Origin of the sequence: Methylotenera sp. G11, from assembly GCF_000799735.1 — a bacterium.
Classification (GTDB): domain Bacteria; phylum Pseudomonadota; class Gammaproteobacteria; order Burkholderiales; family Methylophilaceae; genus Methylotenera.
Genome location: NZ_JUHH01000001.1, coordinates 1228171 through 1250835, shown reverse-complemented (window position 1 = coordinate 1250835; position 22665 = coordinate 1228171). Strand labels below are relative to the sequence as shown.

General features: G+C 46.8%; 22 protein-coding genes, 1 tRNA gene and 1 pseudogene. 12 read left to right on the top strand and 12 right to left on the bottom strand.

Annotated elements, in window-relative coordinates; all coding sequences use genetic code 11:
• Positions 1-674 precede the first annotated feature (674 nt).
• Together GQ51_RS05745 and GQ51_RS05740 are read left to right on the top strand one after the other, a co-directional pair.
• Positions 675-1808 (top strand): DNA cytosine methyltransferase, encoded by a 1134-nt coding sequence (locus GQ51_RS05745; protein WP_047550908.1) that lies wholly within the window; start codon positions 675-677, stop codon positions 1806-1808.
• A gap of 115 nt (positions 1809-1923) precedes the next feature.
• Positions 1924-3597 carry an ATP-binding protein gene (locus tag GQ51_RS05740; protein ID WP_160279999.1) on the top strand — a complete coding sequence of 558 codons (1674 nt, stop codon included), beginning with the start codon at positions 1924-1926 and terminating at the stop codon, positions 3595-3597.
• Between the two features lie 233 nt (positions 3598-3830).
• Here GQ51_RS05740 and GQ51_RS05735 read toward each other — a convergent pair whose 3' ends face one another.
• Positions 3831-4739: a hypothetical protein gene (locus GQ51_RS05735; protein WP_047550902.1), complete on the bottom strand. Its 909-nt coding sequence runs from the start codon at positions 4737-4739 to the stop codon at positions 3831-3833.
• 48 nt (positions 4740-4787) lie between these two features.
• The gene (locus tag GQ51_RS12530) at positions 4788-5015 is read right to left on the bottom strand and encodes a hypothetical protein (protein WP_152604119.1); all 228 of its coding nucleotides are present in this window, start codon (positions 5013-5015) and stop codon (positions 4788-4790) included.
• A 301-nt stretch (positions 5016-5316) separates the two neighbouring features.
• On the opposite strand from GQ51_RS12530, the gene GQ51_RS12015 reads away from it, so the two are divergent.
• The 5 genes and pseudogenes from GQ51_RS12015 to GQ51_RS12645 all read left to right on the top strand — a co-directional run.
• A complete protein-coding gene (locus GQ51_RS12015) occupies positions 5317-5751 on the top strand; it encodes a hypothetical protein (RefSeq protein WP_052177726.1) in 435 nt (144 codons plus the stop codon).
• Complete coding sequence (locus GQ51_RS05725; protein WP_047550899.1) at positions 5748-6821, top strand: hypothetical protein; 1074 nt, start codon at positions 5748-5750, stop codon at positions 6819-6821. Before GQ51_RS12015 ends, GQ51_RS05725 begins: the two co-directional genes overlap by 4 nt.
• Positions 6815-7030 carry a hypothetical protein gene (locus GQ51_RS05720; RefSeq protein ID WP_047550896.1) on the top strand — a complete coding sequence of 72 codons (216 nt, stop codon included), beginning with the start codon at positions 6815-6817 and terminating at the stop codon, positions 7028-7030. Before GQ51_RS05725 ends, GQ51_RS05720 begins: the two co-directional genes overlap by 7 nt.
• A 29-nt stretch (positions 7031-7059) precedes the next feature.
• Positions 7060-7197, top strand: coding sequence for a hypothetical protein (locus GQ51_RS12450; protein ID WP_160279998.1), 138 nt, complete (start codon positions 7060-7062; stop codon positions 7195-7197).
• 21 nt (positions 7198-7218) lie between these two features.
• Positions 7219-8283 (top strand): annotated as a pseudogene (locus GQ51_RS12645) (recombinase family protein); the annotation flags it as partial.
• A 522-nt stretch (positions 8284-8805) separates the two neighbouring features.
• On the opposite strand, the gene GQ51_RS05715 reads toward GQ51_RS12645, so the two are convergent.
• Positions 8806-8882: transfer RNA gene (locus GQ51_RS05715), tRNA-Arg, on the bottom strand.
• A 209-nt stretch (positions 8883-9091) separates the two neighbouring features.
• Between GQ51_RS05715 and GQ51_RS05710 the strand changes: the two genes are divergently transcribed.
• Both GQ51_RS05710 and GQ51_RS05705 read left to right on the top strand, forming a co-directional pair.
• Positions 9092-9931 (top strand): c-type cytochrome, encoded by an 840-nt coding sequence (locus GQ51_RS05710; RefSeq protein WP_047550893.1) that lies wholly within the window; start codon positions 9092-9094, stop codon positions 9929-9931.
• A 102-nt stretch (positions 9932-10033) separates the two neighbouring features.
• Complete coding sequence (locus tag GQ51_RS05705) at positions 10034-10873, top strand: symmetrical bis(5'-nucleosyl)-tetraphosphatase (RefSeq protein WP_047550889.1); 840 nt, start codon at positions 10034-10036, stop codon at positions 10871-10873.
• Positions 10874-10960: 87 nt separating this feature from the next.
• Here GQ51_RS05705 and GQ51_RS05700 read toward each other — a convergent pair whose 3' ends face one another.
• The 8 genes from GQ51_RS05700 to GQ51_RS05665 all read right to left on the bottom strand — a co-directional run bounded on the left by GQ51_RS05700 (position 10961) and on the right by GQ51_RS05665 (position 16722).
• Positions 10961-11746 carry a lysophospholipid acyltransferase family protein gene (locus tag GQ51_RS05700; protein WP_081987101.1) on the bottom strand — a complete coding sequence of 262 codons (786 nt, stop codon included), beginning with the start codon at positions 11744-11746 and terminating at the stop codon, positions 10961-10963.
• Positions 11747-11772: 26 nt separating this feature from the next.
• On the bottom strand, positions 11773-12564 hold the full coding sequence (locus GQ51_RS05695; protein ID WP_047550886.1) for a GNAT family N-acetyltransferase: 792 nt from the start codon (positions 12562-12564) through the stop codon (positions 11773-11775).
• 210 nt (positions 12565-12774) lie between these two features.
• On the bottom strand, positions 12775-13227 hold the full coding sequence (locus tag GQ51_RS05690; RefSeq protein WP_047550883.1) for a glycine zipper 2TM domain-containing protein: 453 nt from the start codon (positions 13225-13227) through the stop codon (positions 12775-12777).
• 98 nt (positions 13228-13325) lie between these two features.
• Positions 13326-14282: a carbohydrate kinase family protein gene (locus GQ51_RS05685; RefSeq protein ID WP_047550880.1), complete on the bottom strand. Its 957-nt coding sequence runs from the start codon at positions 14280-14282 to the stop codon at positions 13326-13328.
• Between the two features lie 84 nt (positions 14283-14366).
• Entirely contained in the window at positions 14367-14930 is a 564-nt protein-coding gene (locus GQ51_RS05680) for a TetR/AcrR family transcriptional regulator (RefSeq protein ID WP_047550877.1), read from the bottom strand.
• Positions 14931-14994: 64 nt separating this feature from the next.
• A complete protein-coding gene (locus GQ51_RS05675; RefSeq protein WP_047550874.1) occupies positions 14995-15765 on the bottom strand; it encodes a hypothetical protein in 771 nt (256 codons plus the stop codon).
• A 29-nt stretch (positions 15766-15794) separates the two neighbouring features.
• Positions 15795-16220: a CopD family protein gene (locus GQ51_RS05670; protein ID WP_047550871.1), complete on the bottom strand. Its 426-nt coding sequence runs from the start codon at positions 16218-16220 to the stop codon at positions 15795-15797.
• A 1-nt stretch (position 16221) separates the two neighbouring features.
• Positions 16222-16722: a peroxiredoxin family protein gene (locus GQ51_RS05665; RefSeq protein WP_047550868.1), complete on the bottom strand. Its 501-nt coding sequence runs from the start codon at positions 16720-16722 to the stop codon at positions 16222-16224.
• Positions 16723-16891: 169 nt separating this feature from the next.
• Between GQ51_RS05665 and GQ51_RS05660 the strand changes: the two genes are divergently transcribed.
• The 3 genes from GQ51_RS05660 (at position 16892) to GQ51_RS05650 (ending at position 21822) form a co-directional block, all read left to right on the top strand.
• Positions 16892-20761, top strand: a complete 3870-nt coding sequence (locus GQ51_RS05660) for a DUF3683 domain-containing protein (protein ID WP_047550865.1) — start codon at positions 16892-16894, stop codon at positions 20759-20761.
• A gap of 55 nt (positions 20762-20816) precedes the next feature.
• Positions 20817-21059 (top strand): hypothetical protein, encoded by a 243-nt coding sequence (locus GQ51_RS05655; RefSeq protein ID WP_047550863.1) that lies wholly within the window; start codon positions 20817-20819, stop codon positions 21057-21059.
• 349 nt (positions 21060-21408) lie between these two features.
• On the top strand, positions 21409-21822 hold the full coding sequence (locus tag GQ51_RS05650) for a hypothetical protein (RefSeq protein ID WP_047550861.1): 414 nt from the start codon (positions 21409-21411) through the stop codon (positions 21820-21822).
• A gap of 86 nt (positions 21823-21908) precedes the next feature.
• Here the strand turns inward: GQ51_RS05650 and GQ51_RS05645 are convergent, their stop codons facing one another.
• Entirely contained in the window at positions 21909-22646 is a 738-nt protein-coding gene (locus GQ51_RS05645) for a hypothetical protein (RefSeq protein ID WP_047550858.1), read from the bottom strand.
• Positions 22647-22665: the final 19 nt, after the last annotated feature.

Below are 22665 nucleotides of genomic sequence, written 5' to 3'. Positions count from 1 at the left end.
GGGTAGGATTTCAGGATCCTCCGAAGCACGAAATTTATTTACAGCTAAAAGCAATTTGTAATGCTGATAACTGTCGACGTTTGACTAACATCATTAATGACCTGCACTCACCAGGAAATTTCTGACCCATTGGTCCAAAAGGGATGTGACGTGATTTCTTTTAGGCATAAGCTATGGATTGATTTAAAGTCAGTGTGCAAAGGAAAAATGAACAACTATCGAATGTACATAATATTACCCAGCATATTAATGAATAGGTTGTATATACGCGCAATAGAGAAGTCGCTACGAATCTTGCCGCTAAATGTGTGTTTCGCATAAACGTATTCTAGAGCGAGGCATCGCAGGACATTGACGCAATCGGATTTGTCTTGGTTTTGGTTTACATCCACTAAAGATAACAATTGAGATCATACAAATATTAAATACCATTGACATAAAAAAGCCCTAGGTTTTCAATCGATGGAAATTAATTTGAATTGATCTCATTAATAGAAAATTATGTCGATTATTGTCGACAACATGCTTTATTTTCCAGAGTAGTGCTATAGATAATGCTTTATTTAGTTTTTATGCAACATATTTTGCTAAATGTTGTAGTATTTGTCAGGCTGCGGTCGCTTTTTTTTTATTTTTATGAAATAATTCGCTAACCTTTAACTCAGGTGCGCTGAATGGCAAATAAATATAAAATAGTAGACTTGTTTTCAGGTTGCGGGGGCTTTGGACTAGGCGCCAAGCAAGCAGGCTTTGATGTGGTAGCTGCTGTAGATATCGATAAAACATTACAGTCTTCTTATCAGTTAAATTTCCCCCAAACCCGTACACTTAACGGGGACTTGTCGATAATGGACGAGGACAGTTGGCGCATTATATTAGACCATAATGAAATTGATGGCGTTATAGGAGGGCCTCCATGTCAAGGCTATAGCCGTATAGGTAAGAATGAACGGGATGATCCACGTAGATCTCTACTGATGCATTTTTATCGAACCGTCAATATTATTCTGCCCAAATTTTTCATTATGGAGAATGTTGAGGGCTTATTGGATGAGGGAAATGTCGAAGAGCTGAATAAAGCTATTGAGACTGTAGATAAACGATACACTGTACTTCCACCTACAGTTGTTGATGCTAGTTCATTCGGGGTTCCAACAAAACGTAAGCGTGTTGTAGTGATCGGTTACGATTCAACAAGAATGAATCAAGTCTTTCCTAACGATTTAATTCCTACTGAAATACCTTTAATTACAGTCCGTGATGCAATTCTAGATCTACCTGACCCCTTAAGACAAAATAGTGAGGATTATGGTTGGGCTCCTTACAACAATGCTGTTCCTTCAAATTATGCTAAGAGGATGAGATCTGCACCTCCAGCAGGTATGGGGTGGAATGTAGCATTAGGTCAACTCAAAGTGGGCAACACTTCCGGACATTTTGAAACAGTACATACTGAAGCTGTTAGGTTGCGTTATCTCGCTACAAGGCCAGGGGCTACTGATAAAATCAGTAGATCTAAAAAGTTGGAATGGGATGGCCTATGTCCCACACTTCGCGCAGGAACAGGTGCAGACAAAGGTAGTTATCAAGCGGTACGTCCGCTTCATCCTGAACAGGGGCGAGTTATTACAGTTCGGGAGGCTGCGCGTCTGCAGGGTTTCCCTGATTGGTTTTGTTTCCACAAAACAAAATGGCATAGTTTCAGAATGATTGGAAATAGTGTATCCCCTGTAGTGGCTCAATCTTTACTATCATTAGTTAAATCTAAACTGGATCAAGAGAATCCTATTCGACAAGTAATATCTTAGCTCAATATCTGTACCCCCTAAACAAAAAAATTATATAAGCCCTTATTTAATTTTGGAGACTTATAGCCAGCGGAATCTTATTAAGATACGATTCATATGAACAATGGGGGGGGAGATGGAGCAAAACAAAATTCAAATCACAATGGGATTTCCACAGAACTTTGTGGAGGGGGTCCTTATCAAGGATGTTTCAACTTTAGACGCTCTTTATGACTTAATTGATAATTCTATTGATGCTGCTAGAGATGCCATTTACTCTGCAGGAAAATACGAAAAAGATGAGTTTGGTCTCCCTTCATCATATAGAGGTTACGAGATAAACCTTTCTATCTCAGCTAACAAAATATCTATCGAGGATAATTGCCTCGGAATAGACGAACATATCCTTAAGAATGAAACCTTCCTTATTTTCAATCCATCACAACATAATTACGGAATCGGTCAGTATGGAATTGGACTAAAGCGCTCTCTACTTAAAATGGGCGATAGTTACGAATTTCATATAGACAATGGCAAATCAATCTATGAGGCTCAATTCACTAGTAAACATATTGGTGGATCTGAAGGCAAGCTATTAGCTGATGTGAGAGCATCTGCTGGAAAAGTAAAAACTATTTTCACAGTCACTCGATTAAATGACGAAATACAAAGAGACATTCAAAATGCAAGATGGCTAGATAATGCAAAAAACGGGATTAAAGATAGATACTCCGTTTATTTTTCAAAAGGTTTAGTTATTAATTTAAATTATTTTGATGATTTACCTGTAAAGCTCGAGTCGAAACTTCCATCATTGAGGACTAATGGAAAATTTTTGCCGACACATAACACTTTTTTAATTGATGGAGTAACTATCGTTATTGAGTCAGGGATCCACGAGAAATATAACTTTCCAAATGAGGATCTTTATTCTTTAAGTATGAACCGTACGTTAACGGAAGAGTTTGGGATATATTTCATCTGTAATGATAGAGTAATTGTCAAAGCAAGCACCGAAAGACGGCATGGTTGGCATGCTAAATGGCACTCTGAGTATAATGGATTTATCTGTACTGTAAGGTTTATTGCTGAAAAGCCGAGCTCGTTGCCATGGAATACTGCCAAGAGTGCGATGAGGGAGGATGCTTCTTTATTCCTTACAGTTATAGATAAATTGCAGCCAGTTGCTGATAACTACCGGTCTGAAATTAAAAAAAGATACATCAAAGATGATTCGCATGAAGATCGCCCTTCAAAAGACGAATCAAAATCAAGAAATAATTCAACTGCTGCAGCCACAGAATCAAATAATCAAAAACAATCTCGAGGCCAAAAAAGGCCAACCGAAACTTTACAGCGTGACCGATCAATTTTTGTGGATTGGAGGTATACCAAAACGCGGGTCGATGCGAAGTTTAAAAGTGCTTATGAAATGTTTTACGAAATGAGTAATTTAAGCTCTGAAGAAACACCTATTTCATGTGTACTGCTACTCAGGGCATTCTTAGAGGAAACCGTTAAAACAACATTTAACTTAATGAAATTAACTGCAGAAAAAAAGGATAACCTTGCATCAAAAACGAAAAAAGTTGCAGAAAAGTTAGAGGAGTTGGAAATTATCGATAATGTTTTATTGCACCTTATTCGACTATATTCATCAACTGAAGGCGGAATATTTTCTTTTAGCAACATTCAAAGTCAAATTCATTCTACAAGATTTCATCCTGAAAAAACTAAAGTTAATAATTATTGGGATGAGCTCGATCCATTTATCGCGGCATGCTGGATTTACAACTTGGAAAATGCATAAAATGGACTAATTTATAAATAACAAGAAGAATAAAATTCCAGAGACAGTTAATAATACGTATTTATCAATTAGCTTTTTGGAAGCATATAACTGACTTTGTAATTTGGAAGCATAAAGCTGCCTTAAGGACAAAGATATGCTTCCTCTGACAGTGAATCATGGTCTTGCTAAGCTGGTGGCGCGCCCAAGCTTATGAAGTTGGGCACTGGCAAGAAATTATTTTAGTGCCATAATTAAAGCTCATTTGGGTTGATATATTTTCCTTCTTTGAAAATGTACGTTACATTTTTTGCAGGTATAAGCGCGCCTCTATGCTCTTTGTTTTCTGTGCCAGTGCGAGTTACTAATAGATCTGGATATTCAGATGTTGAGCCATTTGCAACAGATATTACCCCTTTATATTTAAAGCAAGGGCCAAGTGAAAATTCTTCACCAGGAGCAGGTGGAGTATCTTCGCAGTCGCCTGAGTTTTCTCCACCTGTTTTGATAAAACCAACGTCGTGCCATGAATTTTGCGAGAAAACGAATAATATTTTCCCTTCTTCACTGTGTCCTTGACCTGAATATGACTGGTCAAGAGTAAAAGCCAATGAGGTTTTTGAAAGATGAAGAGCTACAGGCTTTGCTTCACTAAGCATGCCCCATGTGCCGGCCGATCCAAATTGGGGTTGTTTTGATATAACCTCCCACTGATTAGAGTTTTGTTTGTAAGTGATTGCCCCAACTTCGAGGCTTGTAGCATGGCTATCATACGGATTGCCAGTTCCATCTAGACTTTGCGTTGCAAAGAATTTTACGTGGAGATTGTTGGTTCCGACCTTGAACGATTGCTCAAACCAAAAGTTTGTAAGTTTATCGGATGCTATTTTTACTTTTCCACTTGGGTCAGATACGCCAAACAGTTCTTTTAAGGCTGTTTCTTTGCTTGGGAGTGGCAATGCTTTAGATTCTTCAGATGTCTTTTCTTGACTGATAACTTGTGGTTGATTTTTACTTTGAAAATAAAAAAAAGCGGATGCTCCAATTGATAGCACTAATGCCCCAGATAGTGCACCGATGATGATTGATTGTTTTGACGATGATTGCTGACTCATTTTGCCTCTTAATTTATTTTTGTAAATGAAAATATAAATATTTATCAAGCGGCGTGTCTTAATCCATTCCGCTTGATAGAAAAATTAGCAATTTAATTAATTTGTTCTCCACCGGAAGCCTTTTGCTTGCATACAGCTTTTAACGAGTTCATTCTGCTCGGATTTTGCAACTTTATTCAACCCTACCTGATATTTGCATTCTGAAAGTGCACTTACCGCATCTTCATGAGAAACTCCCGGTTTCCTCCAGGCTGGGTCAGATGCACAACCGGAAAGAAGGGTTAAAGCTGACATACTCAGAATGATTAAAGATTTCTGAAACATTATTATTATTCCTTTTATTGGTTTAGATTTAATAGCGTAAATTATTTCTAGTTGACGCTTTGAATATGTATATTAGTTAACCCCCCGTTCATGTAACACGGGGGGCTATAAATACATAACTAATCATAACAGTATATTTAAAATGTGGCGATGAATGTGCTACCGCGAAGCGGGAGGAGGTCATCGCCACCAATGTCAGTTCATAAATCAAAAATATTCTGGATTTATCTGTAATTCGTTTGACATTTTCAAAAATTATATGTAACTTATTTGTAAGTTAAATAACTTATGGATGATTTACATGAAAACTCAACATCTGCATGACATTTGGTCTAGTGCTGATAACTCTAGGTTGGTATCAAAACAATTTTCTTTTCGTTTGCCTGTTCATATTGCTGCAAAAATTGCTGCATTATGTGATTTGTATCCACAAAAAAATCGCACCCAAATTGTCGCTGACTTGTTATCAGCAGCGCTGGATGATTTAGAAAAAAATCTCCCGATGAATATTGTTCCTGTGAATGAGTTCCAGCAACAATATGAGGATGAGCAGTCATATCACGCAGGGCTTCCCCAAGAGTCGCTCTTTGAGATGGGCGGTGCAAGGGCTCAATTCAGACATAAATCCAATCAACACTATAAAGACTTAGAAAAAGAACTTGGAAATGACTCACCAAGTGATTTGTTTGAATATAAATGCGGTAGTCATGAATATATCGAAAGTTTATACAAGTGAGCTTTAACTTTCTGATCTCAGGCTTTGACACCATTGAGTGTGCCTATTACTTGATCCCGACTGACCAATCCCAGTTGGATTTCGTGTCGCTGGCTGTCCAGAAAGAAAACCTCGCCCGCTCTAAAAACAGCAAGCAACAAGCCATCAAGCTGGGCTCGGAAGAATTCCTGCTCGCTTCACATGGTACCAGCAGCGGCTATCCGTTCCTGATCGAGAATGAAGCCTTCATTGTCCAGTTCGGGGAGTTCAATACTCCGAATTTTTTTGTGAAATTCCGCAGTATTGCACTGTGGCATCATGGCGCATTAAAACTGCATGAGCGGTTCTTGGCGTGGGCTGCCTCTGTTGGCATGATCCAGTCTCAGCCTGAAAGGTTATCAAGAATAGATTTTGCTTTTGACTACCATTTGTCTGAGCTGGATTTTGATGAAGATAACTTCATTTCCAAGGCAGAAAAAGATACCCAATTTCGCAAGAATGGAAAGGTGCAGACGTTTCAATTTGGATCAGATCAGGTTGTGTTGCGAACCTATAACAAGGTCGATGAAATCAACGAGAAAAGCAAGAAAACATGGCTGTTTGATCTATGGGGAATGGATCACGATGTATGGCGTATTGAGTGGCAAGTCAGAAAAGACTACCTGCGCCAACTTGGCATTTCATCATTCAATAGCTTGGCAGAACGTCAAGGCGACCTGCTGCGGGTGCTGGTAAAAGATCATACAACACTCAGAATTAAATCCAGCGATAGCAATCGCTCACGCTGGTCTATGCATCCGCTATGGCTGGACTTGATTGAACGTGTAGATCAGATGGACGGGCTAGGGGTCATTAAAGAGCTGGATGAGTTGGCATTGCTTGAAGAGCGGCTCACTAGAATTGCCATCAGCGTTTATGGCTACGTTAAAAGAGTGGCTGCGATTGATGCCTTATACACTGGCAATAAAAAGTCCTATATGGATGAAGCCTTCCAGCACTTACAAAACAGGGTCACGGAATTACATGATCCACTGACTTGGCAGCAAGATGTTGACCGCAGAGCCAAAGAAATGAGATTGGGTGAATGGTAGGGGCTAGCCTTTATCAAGTGGTGACTACGTTACTCAATGCGCGTAAAAATCGCGTATTGCTGATCGCTCAGGCGTCATTGCCAGAGCATCAATACCAAGCATTTAAAAAGCTGTTTCTTGATGAGTTCGGGGAACGTGGACTGGAAAAAGAATTAAAACCGCTGCTGATAGAAAAGCAGCATGGCATGGCTAGGAATGGGCGGGAATAGATGATGCGCGAAAGGGGGTGCCATCATGAGTGGAACAAAGTTCAAACCTAGAAATTCGATTCAAAACTCAGGCCGCTTTAATTTCTGATGAAGAACTCGCCTTGATTGAATCCGTCATGCCGGAACTGATTCTGGTAATGATGCAAAACCATCAGGCAGATGATTAACTCGTAACAGGAGAAAACCTCATGCACGTCGCTCTTTATGCTCGTGTTTCCACCACCAGACAAGCTGACAACGACTTGTCCATACCGGATCAGTTAAGACAGCTTAACGAATGGTGCAAAGCCAACGGTCATTTGGTCGTGCATGAGTATGTTGAACCTGGCGCATCTGCAACCGATGACAAAAGGCCGGTATTCCAGCAGCTCATCAATGATGCCATGCAAAGGCCGCAAGACTTTGAAGCCATCATCATTCACAGCCTTTCAAGGTTCTTTCGGGATGCGATCCAGTTCGGCGTCTATGAGCGCAAGCTGCTTAAAAACAAGATCAAGGTCATTTCCATCACACAACAAACCAGCGACGATTCAGCAGGTGAGATGATGCGCCGTATCATCAGCACCTTTGACGAATACCAATCCAAAGAAAACTCCAAACATACCTCACGCGCCATGAAAGAAAACGCGCGTCAGGGATTCTTCAACGGCTCGAAACCGCCATTTGGCTATCAGGTCATTACAACCGAAACACAAGGCAGCCGCGGACGCAAAAAGAAAAGGCTTGAAATTAACGAGGCCGAAGCAGGTATTGTGCGCATGATTTACGATCTTTACCTTAACGGGCTGAGTGGAAAAGCTTTTGGTGTGAAGGACATCGCCAAATATTTAACCGATAAGGGTTTGTTAATGAGAGGCAAGGCATGGCGTATGCAGAAGGTGCATATCGTGCTCTCAGATACCCTTTACATGGGAGAGTACTTTTTTAACGTAATTGATTCCAAAACCGGCCAGAGGCGACCACCAACAGAATGGGTTAAAACCGATATTCCGGTGATTATAGATGCGGCGAAGTTTGAGCAGGTGCGAGAGAAGCGCGCTTTGCGCGCGCCTGCGCAGACGCCGCCGCGTGTCACGACATCACCCATTTTATTAACTGGTTTGCTCAAGTGCGGTGTTTGCGGCGGCAGTATGACACTGGCAACTGGAAAGGGTGGTCGATACAAATATTACAAATGTACTTCGCGTAAGAACAAGGGCAATTATGCATGCGAAAGTAAAAATCTTTCAATGGAGAAAACCGATCAGCAAGTATTGAACCAATTAGCTGAGACAGTGCTTACGCCGCAGCGTGTCCATGGCATGATGACTGCGCTACGCAAGCGCATGAAAAGCAGCAAAGACCTGCAGCAGCAGCGCGTCAATGAATTGAACCGCCAGATCAAGCAAATCGAGGAAAGGCAGCATCGCTTACTGGATGCTATCGAGACGGGTGTCATCGACCTTGATGAGACCACCCAACGCCGCGCCCAACAGCTCAAGTCGGCGCGAGAGGCGCTCTTGATAGAGCAGGCAGGGGTTCGACGTGAGCATTCCCTTCCTGTAGACCAGCTCAAGGCCAGCCAAGTAGATGCATTTGCCAAGACCTTGAAAGCCAAGCTGCTTGCCAAAGATTCTGCGCTCGCAAAAAGCTACTTAAATCTGCTGATTGATGAAATTGTAGTCAACGACAAAACCGCTGTCGTAAAAGGTAGCTACAGCGCAATGGCGCATGCGGTAACTATAGACAATAAAAAAGTGGGTAACTCATTACAAGTGCCCACTTCTATACTTGATTGGCGCGCCCGGCGGGAGTCGAACCCACGACCCTTGGCTTCGGAAACCAATACTCTATCCAACTGAGCTACGGGCGCGTATAAACAACAGGTAGCGCATTATAACAAACAGAATCGCTGCGTGCGGTATTCGGAGACGGCATTTTTCATATCGTTTAATGACTTTGTTCCATGCATTTGATTTTCGGCTGGATTTTTAGTCTTTTTGCCTTAATCTGTCTTTTTGCCTTAATCTAAAGTGCAGGTATAATCGTTTCTTTACTAATTTTTTCTGGGAATGAACTGTAATGAGCAATGTAAATAGCGACGAAAAAGGCTATTCATTTGGACAAGTCGTACTTGCCTCGTTTGTAGGTGTCGTAGGTATTGTCCTATTTGTTTTGTTGGTAGCGAAAATTTTTGGTGTAACTGACACGATTGAGGTTGCAGAGCCAACAGCAGCCGTTTCTCAGGTTGAAGAAAATATCAAGCCTGTAGCCGTTGTTGAAGTCGCAGCAGCCGGTGCAGCTTCAGGCGCTGAAAAAAGCGGTGAAGAAGTGGTTAAAGCGGTATGTTCTATGTGTCACGCAGCTGGCCTGATGAATTCGCCAAAAATTGGTGATAAAGGTCAATGGCAGCCACGTATTGCGCAAGGTTATGAAACACTGATCAAGCATGCCATCGAAGGTATTCGTGCAATGCCGGCACGTGGCGGTAACCCTGCACTGACTGATGGTGAGATCGCAAGTGCGGTTGCACATATGGCAAACGCATCAGGTGCAAATTTCAAAGCACCGGCACCAAAAGCGGCTGCAGATAAGCCGGCAGAAGCCGCAGCTGCCCCGGCAGCCGAAGCAAAAACGGCAGAGCCTGTTGCTGCTGCAGCTCCGGCAGCAGGTAAAAGTGGTGAGGAAGTATATAAGGCCGTATGTTCCATGTGCCATGCAGCTGGATTGATGAATGCACCTAAATTTGGGGATAAGGCACAGTGGGAGCCACGTATCAAGCAAGGTTACGAAACATTGGTATCTCACGCGATTAAAGGTGTGCGTACAATGCCGGCTAAAGGTGGAAATCCAAGCCTGAGCGATGATGAAGTCGCAGGTGCCGTGAAACATATGGCGAATGCAGCAGGCGCAAAATTCTAATCTTTTAGGTTATTTTTAGCGTAAGATGAAGAGAAGCCACTTAATAACTAAGTGGCTTTTTTCTTGGCAATGCTTTTGGTGGATTTTAAATGGTGAGTGTGCGTGGCTATATATGCAATAGGTGATATTCAGGGTTGTTATCATGCATTTAAGGCGCTGCTTGAACGCATAAGCTTTGATGAGAAGTCAGACCGTTTGTGGCTGGTTGGCGACCTTATCAATAGAGGCAGCGGTTCGCTGGAGGTGCTGCGCTGGTGTTACGCACATCAGGATAGCCTCACGGTGGTGCTTGGCAATCATGATTTGCATGCCCTGGTGGTGGCAGAAGGGATCGTTGCCGCACATAAGGGCGATACTCTGGATGCGCTGCTGGCAGCGCCTGATAGGGGGGTGCTCTTAAACTGGCTGCGACATCAGCGCCTGATCTACCGGGAAGGCGATCATTTGATGGTGCATGCCGGTTTGCTGCCGCAATGGACAGCAGAGCAGGCGCTTGGCTATGCTGCTGAGGTTGAAAAGGTTCTGCATGGTGATCATTACCTGGATTTCCTGAGGCACATGTACGGCAACCTGCCGGATCATTGGAGTGACGGGCTGCACGGGTTTGACCGGCTGCGATTGATTACCAATGCGGCTACGCGTTTAAGGATATGCACTACGGAAGGAAAGATGGAATTTAAATTCAAGGGTGAGCTGCAGGATATTCCGGCTGGTTATATTCCCTGGTTTGACGTGCCGGGGAGGGCTACAAAAGATACGCAGGTGATTTTCGGACATTGGTCAGCATTGGGATTGCAACAGCGGGCGAATATTTATGCCCTGGATACAGGGTGCCTGTGGGGCGGTAAACTGACAGCGATGAATGTTGAAACCAAGGTGGTCGTGCAGGTCGACTCACATCCGTCGGATAATCCCATTACCGTAAAGGCCATCAAAAGTTAACGGCTGTCACCTCGCCGTAACGGTGGCGCTTTATCCATATTAAAGCCCCATGCTTAATAACCTTCATATGGCTTCTGACTGGCTGCATTACAGTGCCAGGTGCCGGCGTATCAATGCTTCAATTTGCAAAGTCAGTTCGCGGCGGTCTTGTTTCGCTACATCTTCAGCTGTAATCGGTTTAAGGAAATGCAGTTCGATTACAGGTTTTTTTTGCGAAAGTATTTTCTGCATGGATTGCATGAGCGTTGTTTCCCCGGCGTAGGCCACATCAATATTCACGCCACCATCCGGGTGCGGGTAGCGAATGGCTACAGGCCGGATAGACGCTTTTGCCTCAATGGCTGCTTGTATCAGGCTACTTTTGAATGGATGCAGGACACTGCCGTCAGTCGTCGTGCCTTCAGGGAACAGGCACAGGTTATCGCCGGCCTGCAAGCTTTGCACCGCAACGTCAATGGTGCGTTTTGCATCACGTTTCCTGCTGCGGTCAATAAACAGTGTATTTGCCCGGCTGACCAGGTAGCCAAAAACCGGCCAGTTCCGGATCTCTGATTTTGCAATAAAGCGCAGCGCAATCACGCTATTGATCGCATGAATGTCCGACCAGGAGATATGGTTGGCTACAAACATGGTCGTGGTGAGCTGGGCATCCTTTGCAGGGATATGGCCATGGCTGCTCACTTGCAGATTAAAAGCGGCCAGCAGTTTTCTGCACCACCATTGGATCAGACGTGATTTAAAGGATTTTCCTGCTAGCGGTAAGACTACGCTGGCGATGGTTAAACCCAGCAGGGTATGGGCGACGATGCGGCCAACCCGGAACAACCTGATTATTTTACTGGTTGAGGATAGATCTGTTTTTATAGTCTGCAAAGCTTAAGTATCGATACTTCCAGTGCTTATTTCATAAAATGGCTGGCGTATCTTGGGTTGATTCTGGATAACGGTAACATTACCAGCATATCTGCCGTGTTGAAATAGGGATCCCATGCCGGCTCCCCGCAAATATAGGCTCCCAGGCGTAAATAACCTTTGATCAGCGGTGGGCAGGCAACCTGCAGATCGCAGTTCAATGAATGGATAGGCAGCGGATTGTGTGCAAATACACGGTACTCCAGCGGAGATAGGTACTCATCCTGCAGCTTGCTGTACAGGCTGGCTGCCAGGTGGCCGCCATCAGACATATTGATGCTTCCGCAGCCAATCATGTATTCGTAGTTGTGGATCTGCATGTATTTGGCAAGGCCAGCCCAGAGCATGGTGATGGTGCCGCCGTTGCGGTAGTTCTGGTGTACGCAGGCGCGGCCGACTTCAACCGTGCGGTCAAACAGGTGTGCGATTCGGCTTAAATCAAACTCGCCCGCAGAGTAATAGCCGCCAGCCTCGTTGGCTTTTGAAGGGATTAGAATGCGGTAAGTACCTATGACCTGGTTAGTGCCGCTGTCACGCACAATCAGGTGATCGCAGAACTGGTCAAAACCGTCAATGTCGAGGCCGCCCGTACCGGAAAGCTGGGCGCCCATTTCTTCTGCAAAAACCTTGTAACGCAGGCGCTGCGCTTCTTCAATTTCTGCTTGTGTACGGGCAAGGCTGACGTAGAGCTTTCTTTGCGGTGCAGCGAGCTCGTGACCAAGGTCTTTGCTGTTATTAGTTAATATAACTGCTTTGCGTGACGTTAAGTTATTCGCCATGATTTATTTTCTCCTTTTTGTGAAAGAGACTTTAATCGGTGGATATGAATAATTAATGACGGAGAAGTGACGGTTTATTGACAGCCGGGCAAGGGTGGCATGCAAAATATAAAAGCCCTGTTGGCCTGGCAATGCAGGAATAACAGGGCCTTCAGGTCAGGTGTGCTGGTGTGTCAGGCGCAGCTTCATGGCTGCGTACTTGTAGTGTCGCTAGTGTGAAACGCGGGATACTCCGCCGCTTTCAAGGATGCGGACTTTTTCACCGGCATTAAAGACTTCGTCGGCTTCCTGTACGATTGCAATCATGCCGCCGCCATCCAGTTTCACGGTGAGCTCTACGCCATCTTTACGTGTAACGCCTTCTTCCAGCGCTGAGCCGGCCAAGCCGCCAGCAACCGCACCGATGACGGCTGCGATGGCGCTGCCTCTGCCGCCGCCGACCGAACTGCCGGCTATACCGCCTACAGCGCCACCGGCTATCGTGCCGACCGGGGATTTGGTGCCTTCAAGTTTCACCTGGCGTACGCTTTCTATGACACCTGTTTTTACCGTCTGTACTCTGCGTGCCTCATCACGGCTATATACGCTGCCGGAGTTAGAGCTGGCGCAAGCGGCCAATAATGCTGCTAATAAGCCCACTGCCAATAATCGAGTAATGCGCATGATTTATTTCCTCTGATTTCTTTATTGAATATAACACTCATTATGACGTAGCTTAAACGCAAAAGTTTAAGAGGCTACGGTTTTTAAAATGCAGGCTTTTAAGAAGCTGCTCTTTCTGATGCGATAGTTTCTTTCATTAATGCCTGTGTGTAAACAGTTTCAATTTCTTCACGCGTTGGTGCGTGGTTCTGTCCGCCACGGCTTGCAATCTTGATGGCGCCCATCGTAGCGGCCAACCTGCCGCAGGTTTGCCAGTCCCAGTTGCGGACTATGCCGTAGAGCAAGCCAGCTCTGTAGGCATCGCCGCAGCCGGTAGGGTCAACTACCTGAGAGGCTACAACGCATGGAATGTCATAGCGTTGACCGTCTGCATATATCTGCGAGCCGCTGCCGCCAAGGGTCACAATCAGCGCTTTTACTTTTTGCGCCAGTTCATCAAGCGTTAATCCGGTTTTATCCTGAATAATCTGTGATTCGTAATCATTCACCGCTAAATAATCTGCCATTTCAATGAACTGCAGCAGTTCTTCGCCATTAAACATAGGCAGGCCCTGGCCTGGATCGAACAGAAATGGGATGCCGGCCTCGAAACATTCACGGGCATGCTGGAACATACCGTCACGCCCATCTGGGGCGATCACTGCAAGGCTTACATCTTTAGCATCTTTCACGCTGTTCTGATGTGATTCCACCATGGCGCCGGGGTGGAATGCGGTAATCTGGTTGTCGTCGATATCTGTGGTAATAAAGGCCTGTGCGGTAAAGCTGCCGGCAATCGTTTTAATATGGCTTGTGTTTAAATTGTTTTTGTTAAGCCACGCGGTGTATGGGGCAAAGTCTTCGCCTGCTGTCGCCATAATAAGCGGATTGCCATCCAGCAATTGCAGGTTGTAAGCGATATTACCGGCGGTGCCGCCGAATTCCCTGCGCATCTCCGGCACATAGAACGCAACGCTGAGCGTGTGGATTTTGTCAGGCAGGATATGGTTTTTGAATTGATCCTGGAACACCATGATGGTGTCGAAAGCAAGGGAACCGCAGATGAGTGTATGCATGAAAATAGCAGGCTAAGTTAAAACGCTTATTATCTTAGGTATTGCTGCGGTTGGGCAAGGAGAACGAAGCGGGCGTGTTTTGAATCAGCGGGTTAATGCGCCGTCAATCAGGATTTTTGCCGCTGTTTTTGCATATTTGATCGCGTCGGAGCCGCGTTTCATCTGCTCTGCCTGGGCTGCGCCCTTGAATAGGAGTGATAGCTGCAGTGACAGGCCGTCGGCATCCTGAATGTTGGCTTCGTGAGCCAGCTGTTTGATGTATTCCTGAAACTGCATGGATTGCTCGGCAGAAAGCATGTGTACCGGGTTATCTTCCTTCGGAAATTCCGCTGAAGCTTTGATGAAGCCAATGCCATTGAATTCAGGTGCGGTGATCCACTCTTCGATGTAGTCGAACAGTTTCTGCAGTTTTTCGGCGGGATGCCTGGCGTTGGCGTTGAGTTTGTTATTGAGCCAGGTCTGGAAATCCTGATGGCCTTCCTTAAGCACTTCCAGGATCAGCAGCTCTTTACTGCTGAAGTATTTATAGAGTGTCATCTTGGTGGTGCCGGCAGTCGCCACGATCGTGTCTACCCCGGTCGAGTTGATACCTTGCGTTTGAAACAAATCGCTTGCGGTGCTGAGTATTTTTTCACGTAAGCCGGACATGCAGCTGATTATACTAATCGGTATACATATATTGCAACAATTATTTTCGGCGTTTGCCTAAGGGTTATTTTGATGCTGCCATCAGCATGGGCGTGAAGTTGCAGCGCACTTTTTCCAGATAGAAGTTAGCGACGCTAAGGTCGTCGAGATCTGTGGGGAGCTTGCCGCCGACTACGTTTTCCAGATAGATGGATTTGTGTTTATCCGGAATCTGGAGCGCTTCGGGAAACTGGCAGGTTCCCTGGCGCATCTGCTCATATTTGGCATACATCCTGGAGGCGTCGATTGCAGTCAGCGCCTTGTTCTGATTTCCTGCGGCATTCACCACGGTGATGTTGTCACGCTGATCTGCCTGAGCAAGCTGGGCATGGGCGTTGCGGCTGTGCATGAGCATGGGAGGCCATATTGCAGCGGCGCCGATCAGCATCAGCAAGCTGGCTGCGACGCCGTAATGCACTGCGTGTGATCTTTTTAGGTTTGCCGCCAGGCCTGTTCTTTGTGTCTGTGCCTGGATCAGCGCTTGCGCAACTTTTCTGGCATGGATCAGGCTATTGCTCTCGGGCTGCACAATGGCATGGCGTGCGGCATTCTGTGCAATCAGTACGATATGTTCTGCGAGCAGTTCGGGGTTTTCAGCGCCTAGCAGTCTGGCCTGCTCAAGGCAGTAGTTGACCAGGGGCAGGCTTGGCGCGCCTAGCGTCACCGAGGCTTGCTCGAAGCTGGGCGCTTTTAACCAGTCATGCAGGATGTCGAACAAGGCCAGCAATCTGCCCTGCGGGGTTTTGCTGGCTTTTGCCAGCATGTTGATGAGCCAGGGCGAATCGAATATTTCCATGGGTTGCGCTGATTGGATATGGTTGTAATTTAGAAAGGTTTTACCACGACAAGAATGACAACCGCAGCCAGCACCAGAACCGGTATTTCGTTAAACCAGCGATACCAGGTGTGGCTGTGCTTGTTTTGATCCAGTCTGAAATCAGTCAGCAGCCTGCCGCAATACCAATGGTATACCACCAGCACGGCTACCAGTGTGAGTTTGGCGTGCATCCAGGCGCCGCTGATGCCATAACCCAGCCATAACCACAGGCCGAACCCCAATGCCAGCAAGGCTAAGGGCAGCATGAAACGATAAAGCTTTCTCTCCATGAGTTTCAGCCGTTCTGAAACCGCATAGTCGGGGCTGTGATTGGAAACTACCATCGCGTGGTTTACGAACAGCCTCGGAAGGTAAAACAGGCCGGCGAACCAGCTGGTGACGAAAATAATATGGAGTGATTTAACCCAAAGCATTCTAGAGGCTCAATTCTTTATCTAACAGTTGCTGGAGCGCATTAAAGTCAAGCTCGCCTATGGTGTGCTGCAGCAGGTGGCCTTGCTTGTCGTAAATGAATGCAGTGGGCGTCAGGCTGACTTTTCCAAAACTGCTGATGATTTCTGATTTGCTGTCGTGCGTTACCGGAAACGGCAGTGCCTGGGCTTTGCTGTAATTCAACACTTGCGAGATCGGGTCATAGGGCATGGCAACCGCAATGATTTCAAAGCCTTTTGGATGGTATTGCTTGTAAGTGTCTATCAGCTGAGGCATTTCCTTGATGCAGCCCGGGCAGTCCGTGGCCCAGAAGTTGACGAGTACGACTTTGTCTTTTAATGATGCCATTGATATCTGTTTGCCATCAATGGTGTTGAATGTGACATCCGGCGCAGCGGGTTTCTGGTGCAGCTGCAATGCCAGAAATGCGAGCAGGGCGATGATGATGGCGGGAAGCAGCGATTTCTTTAATAAACTATTCATATTCTCAGTGTAACGTTTCAAATTATTTCGTCTAGAGTAATTATCTGTAATCGAGGGGATTTAATCTGTTTGATTTACATCTAATAACCATGCAGTGCTTGCGCTTATTTGCAGATGCATGGCATGTTATAATAATCTTTTAATAGCCAGGCTATTTATCAAAAATTAAATGAACGCACCATTAACCAGCCATATTCTTAACGCAGAGCATAAGCCTGCGGCGCGCCTGCGCGAAATCCCCTACAACTATACCTCTTTTTCTGACCGTGAAATCGTGATTCGGTTTCTCGGTGAAGAAATATGGGGCATTTTAAATGAATTGCGCGGTGTCCGTAAAACCGGCCGTTCTGCGCGCATGCTGTTTGAAGTGCTGGGTGATCTGTGGGTGGTGTCACGCAATCCTTATCTGCAGGATGACCTGCTGGAAAACCCTAAACGCCGCAAAGCGCTGGTAGATGCGCTGCATCACCGTATCGCAGCGATAGACGAGCGCAGTGCCGGCAATGCGAAAGTGCTGAAACTGGTGGTGGCTGCACGACAGGCGGTCACCCAGTTTGAGAATGAGTTCAGGCAAACCGCGAACCTGCGTAAAAAAGCATTTGCCAAGCTGGCTAAAATTACGCGTAAAGACAATATCAAGTTTGACGGTTTATCACGCGTATCCCATGTGACGGATGCGACCGACTGGCGTGTCGAATATCCATTCCTGGTGCTGACGCCGGATACGGAAAAAGAGATCGCGGCAATGGTGCGCGCCTGTATCGAGTTAGGGCTTACTATCATCCCTAGGGGCGGCGGTACGGGTTATACCGGTGGCGCTATCCCGCTGACTCCGTTGTCTGCGGTCATCAATACCGAGAAACTGGACCAGCACACCGGTGTGCAGATGCGTACCTTGCCTGGCGTTGCGCGACAGGTGGCGACTATTGAATGCGGTGCCGGCGTGGTAACACGCCGTGCGATGGAGGCGGCTTCCGATGCCGGCCTTGAATTTGCCTGCGACCCTACCAGTGCGGATGCCTGCTGTATCGGCGGTAACGTGGCGATGAATGCGGGTGGTAAAAAAGCCGTGCTGTGGGGCACGGCTCTGGATAACCTCGCGTCATGGCGCATGGTGACCCCTGATGGCGACTGGATGGAAGTCGAGCGCCTGGATCATAACTTAGGCAAGATTCACGACATTGAAACCGCGCGTTTCAAGATCAGCCGCTATGGCGATGATATGAAAACCCTGCTGGCCGAACCGCAGATCCTGGAAATACCGGGCCCTAGCTTCCGCAAGGTGGGTTTGGGCAAGGATGTGACTGACAAGTTCCTGTCCGGTTTGCCTGGGATACAGAAAGAAGGCTGTGACGGCCTGATTACCAGTGCGACATTCATTCTGCATCGTATGCCCAAGCATGTGCGCACGATCGCCCTGGAGTTTTTCGGCAACGTTGCACATGCGGTACCGGCAATTGTGGAAATCAAGGATTACCTGGATGCCACTGCCAAACAGACGCCAGCCGTGATCATGGCTGGCCTGGAGCATATGGATGAGCGCTATATCAAGGCGGTAGGTTACGCGACTAAAGCTGCGCGCCAGCAGCGCCCGAAAATGGTGTTGATCGCTGACATCGCTTCCGATGATGAAAATGCAGTCGGTGAAGTGGCCTCTGCCATGGTGCGTATGTGTAATGCACGTAATGGCGAGGGCTTTATTGCAGTATCAAGCGAAGCGCGTAAAAAGTTCTGGCTGGACCGTTCCCGCACAGCGGCGATTGCCAGACATACCAATGCGTTCAAAATCAATGAGGACGTGGTGATTCCGTTGCCGCGCCTGGGTGATTACTCCGACGGTATCGAGCGTATCAACATTGATTTGTCCATCAATAACAAGCTCAAACTGCTGGATGCGATCGAAGCCTTCATGCAGAGTGATTTGCCGCTGCAGCCTGATGAGGACGGCAACGTGGATGGCCATATGGTCAAAAGCAAACAGGAAATGGCGTTAAACCTGATTGCCGACCTGCGTACGCGCTGGAGCTTTGTCCTGAATAACCTGGATGCACCTGTCTCTGCTTTAGGTGATGCCGGTGCGGCATTCGTGCAGTATGAGAATATATTCCGTGCCGTGCAGTCCTATGACCTGCGCATCTCATGGAGACGTGAACTTAAACGCCCGATGGCCGATATATTTGCCGGCCGCGAATACCAGAAAATTCTGGAGCGTTGCGACGAGATTCATAAACAGGTATTGAAAAGCCGTGTATTCGTTGCCTTGCACATGCATGCGGGTGACGGCAACGTGCACACCAATATCCCGGTAAACTCCGACGATTACGGCATGATGCAGGATGCGCATGCTGCCGTGGCGCGGGTGATGGCGCTGGCACGCAGTCTGAATGGCGTGATTTCAGGCGAGCATGGTATCGGCATCACCAAAATGGAGTTCCTGGATCAGGCTACGATAGATACTTTCACTGTCTACAAAAATACAGTCGACCCGAACGGCCACTTTAATAAGGGTAAGCTGCTGGCCGGCTCCGGCCTGGACAACGCCTACACGCCAAGCTTCGGTTTGCTGGAGCAGGAATCCATTATTATGGAGCAGTCTGCCGTCGGTGAAATTGCCGATGACATCAGCGACTGCCTGCGCTGCGGTAAGTGCAAGCCGGTATGCAGCACGCATGTGCCACGCGCCAATTTGCTGTATAGTCCACGTAACAAGATACTGGCTACGTCCTTGCTGATCGAGGCTTTCCTGTACGAAGAGCAGACCCGCCGCGGCATTTCCATCAAGCATTTTGATGAATTCAATGATGTGGCAGACCACTGCACGGTATGCCATCGCTGCGAAAAACCATGTCCGGTCGATATCGATTTTGGTGACGTTTCAATCAAAATGCGCAACTTCCTGCGCGAGCAGGGCAAAAAACAATTCAACCCCGGCACCGCCGTGGGCATGGCGTTCCTGAACGCCAAAGACCCAGCCACGATCAAGCTGCTGCGTACCGTTATGATCAACTGGGGTTACAAGGCACAGAACTTCGCGCACACACTGGCCAAGCGGTTTGGTTTGCTGCGTGACAAGAAGCATCCGCCGGCAACGGTAGGCAAGGCAGAGATCAAGGCGCAGGTGATCCATTTCGTCAATCGCCCTATGCCGAAGAAAATGCAGTCTAAAACTTCACGTGCGATGCTCGGACTTGAAGATGATCACATGATTCCGGTGATCCGTAATCCGCAGAAGGTGACTGAGGATTCTGAAGCCGTGTTCTACTTCCCTGGCTGCGGTTCAGAGCGATTGTTCTCAAACGTAGGCCTGGCAACGCAGGCCATGCTGTATGAGGTTGGCGCAATCACGGTATTGCCTCCGGGATACCTGTGCTGCGGCTACCCGCAGACTTCGGCTGGCAACCACGATAAAGGCCAGGAAATCACAGCTGATAACCGCGTGCTGTTCCACCGTGTGGCCAATACCTTGAATTACCTCGACATCAAAACCGTGATTGTGTCCTGCGGCACGTGTATGGATCAATTGCAGAAATATGAGTTCGAGAAGATTTTCCCGGGCTGCCGTCTGCTGGATATCCATGAATACCTGATGGAAAAAGACATGCGCCTGCAAGGGGTGACCGGTACCCGTTACATGTACCATGACCCATGCCATACGCCGATGAAGACCTATAAGCCGCTTGAAGTCACGAACAAGCTGATGGGGCAGGATGTGCAGCTGAATGACCGCTGCTGCGGCGAGAGCGGTACCTTTGCGGTAGCACGTCCGGATATTGCAAGCCAGGTTAAATTCCGCAAGCAGGAAGAACTTGAGAGTGGTATGGCTAAAATGGGGCTGACCGTGGGCAAGCCTGAAGAATCCGTGAAAATACTGACTTCATGCCCAAGCTGCCTGCAGGGCTTATCCCGCTACGGTGAAGATACCGGTATCGAAGCTGATTATATTGTCGTTGAAATGGCTAAACATATCCTCGGTGAGAACTGGATGCAGGAGTATGTAAATAAAGCCAACAATGGCGGTATCGAAAAAGTATTGCTGTAAGTAAGTATTAAGGCCATCTTCATGATGGCCTTAGTTTTTTTATAAGGGAGTCACAATGAATCGTTCGTTAAAAAATATTCTGTTCGGCCTGCTGGTTGCCTGTAGCCTGGCAGCCTGCAAGCAGGCACAGCAAGACAGTGCGCAAGCGGCAAAAGAGACCATTACCGAAATGAAAGCGAATACCCTCGATGCTGCTAAAGACGCGGCGGCCGATGCGGAGCGGGCAGCGAGTGATATTGCCAAAGCTGTGGAACAGGTAGAGGTTCCTGCGCCCGCCGCTGAATCAGCCGATAAATAGCAATCGCCGCAGTATTGGCGCGCACCAGCCCGATACTGCGTTGATGCAGCATATGAGCGGAGTGTTCAGCTGGCAGCAGTTGGATTGCTTCCGCTTAAACAATCCTTATTAAAATTCCGGTGTAATGCACGATTCGGTTCATTACGCACGCTAATCAAGCATTGTTCACACGGTTCAACGGCTGCGGAATAAGAATGTCAGTTAGCCTGAGCGCCAATAACGGCGACACTTTGCGTGCGCTGACACTTGTCATATATCTTTCATTATCAAGTCTCCAAACTGTCATTGGCATAAATTATGCTGCTATACCAATGCAGTACCCATCAATTTGATGATTAGGAGATCTAAAATGAAAAATTTACTGAAGAAGCGAGCGCCGTTGTTATTGAGCGCGGTTCTGGCGGCCAGTGCGTTGACGGTATACGCAAAATCCAGCCCGACTTTTGATATACATACCAGCGTTATTTCAAAAGCGGCACAAAGTGAAAAAGGCGTGATTCTGGTGTTGACCGAGCGGGGTGAAATTGCGGCAGAGGCAGCTTATCTGCTGCTGGCGCAAATCAATCAAAATCAAGGTTATGCACCTTTATTGCTGGCAGTCGAGAATGAAAAGGTTGCGGGCTACAAGACTGCATTGAACCTGCCGGATGCATCACTGCCTGCCGTGATTTTTTTCAGCAAATCGGGTAAAGAAATTGCCCGGGTCGTATCTGCCAAATCCGCCATGACTAAATATGTGCAATCACAAGATCGCGTGAGTTAGCATGCGTTGTCCAGGTAAATAGGGCGGCGATTTTTAGATATGACTGCCGCCTTATCCCGTTTTACGTGCAGTTCTTAAGTGTATAGTTAAATAGGCAGGAATACCGCAGTTGCCAGATTTTGCATCACGCGCGAAATAAATCGCTGGGATTTTTCCGCAAGTGAGATGGCATATAAATCCGTACGGCCGATTATTTTGCCGAATTCGCGTTCAAATGATAAGTTCTTCTCGGTCTCATTCATTTCATTCGTCAGTAAATAAAGCGTGCCATCATGTTTGCGCGCATTCGACAGTTTCCATGCCGCAATTTCAATATTTCTCGCTACATTGTAAATGCGCTGCGGATCAATGCTGTCGGTAAGGTAAAAGTCGGTTTTGTCGTTATGCGCTTTAAGCAGCATGGTTTGCAGCCCTACAATGAATGACAGCACACGGTCACCATTGTATTCTGGTCTGAATGCCTGAAAAATGGCGTCCGTAGACTGCAGGTTGTTGATTTCTTCAAGCCGGTACTGATGCTGCGCACCGCCATCAAACACCCATGCTGCCATTTTATCCGCGGTATCAGACGTGCTTTTTTTAAGCTCACCCGGGTTGCGCTTATACAGCTTCAGCATTAAAGCACGCAGGCTTTCTGCGTTTTCGCGTATTTCAACATCGGCCATGCGATCAAAATCACTTTTGCCTAACTGGTTGATCGTGCTGCGATCCTGCTGCTGTGGAATGACTTTGTCCGGTGTTTTGCCTGATTCCGGAACAGTCGAGCAACCCGCCAGGGAGAAAGCTGATAGTACAGTGAGGATAAACCAGAAAAAGGTCTTCATGACTTCAGTGGCTCCGGTA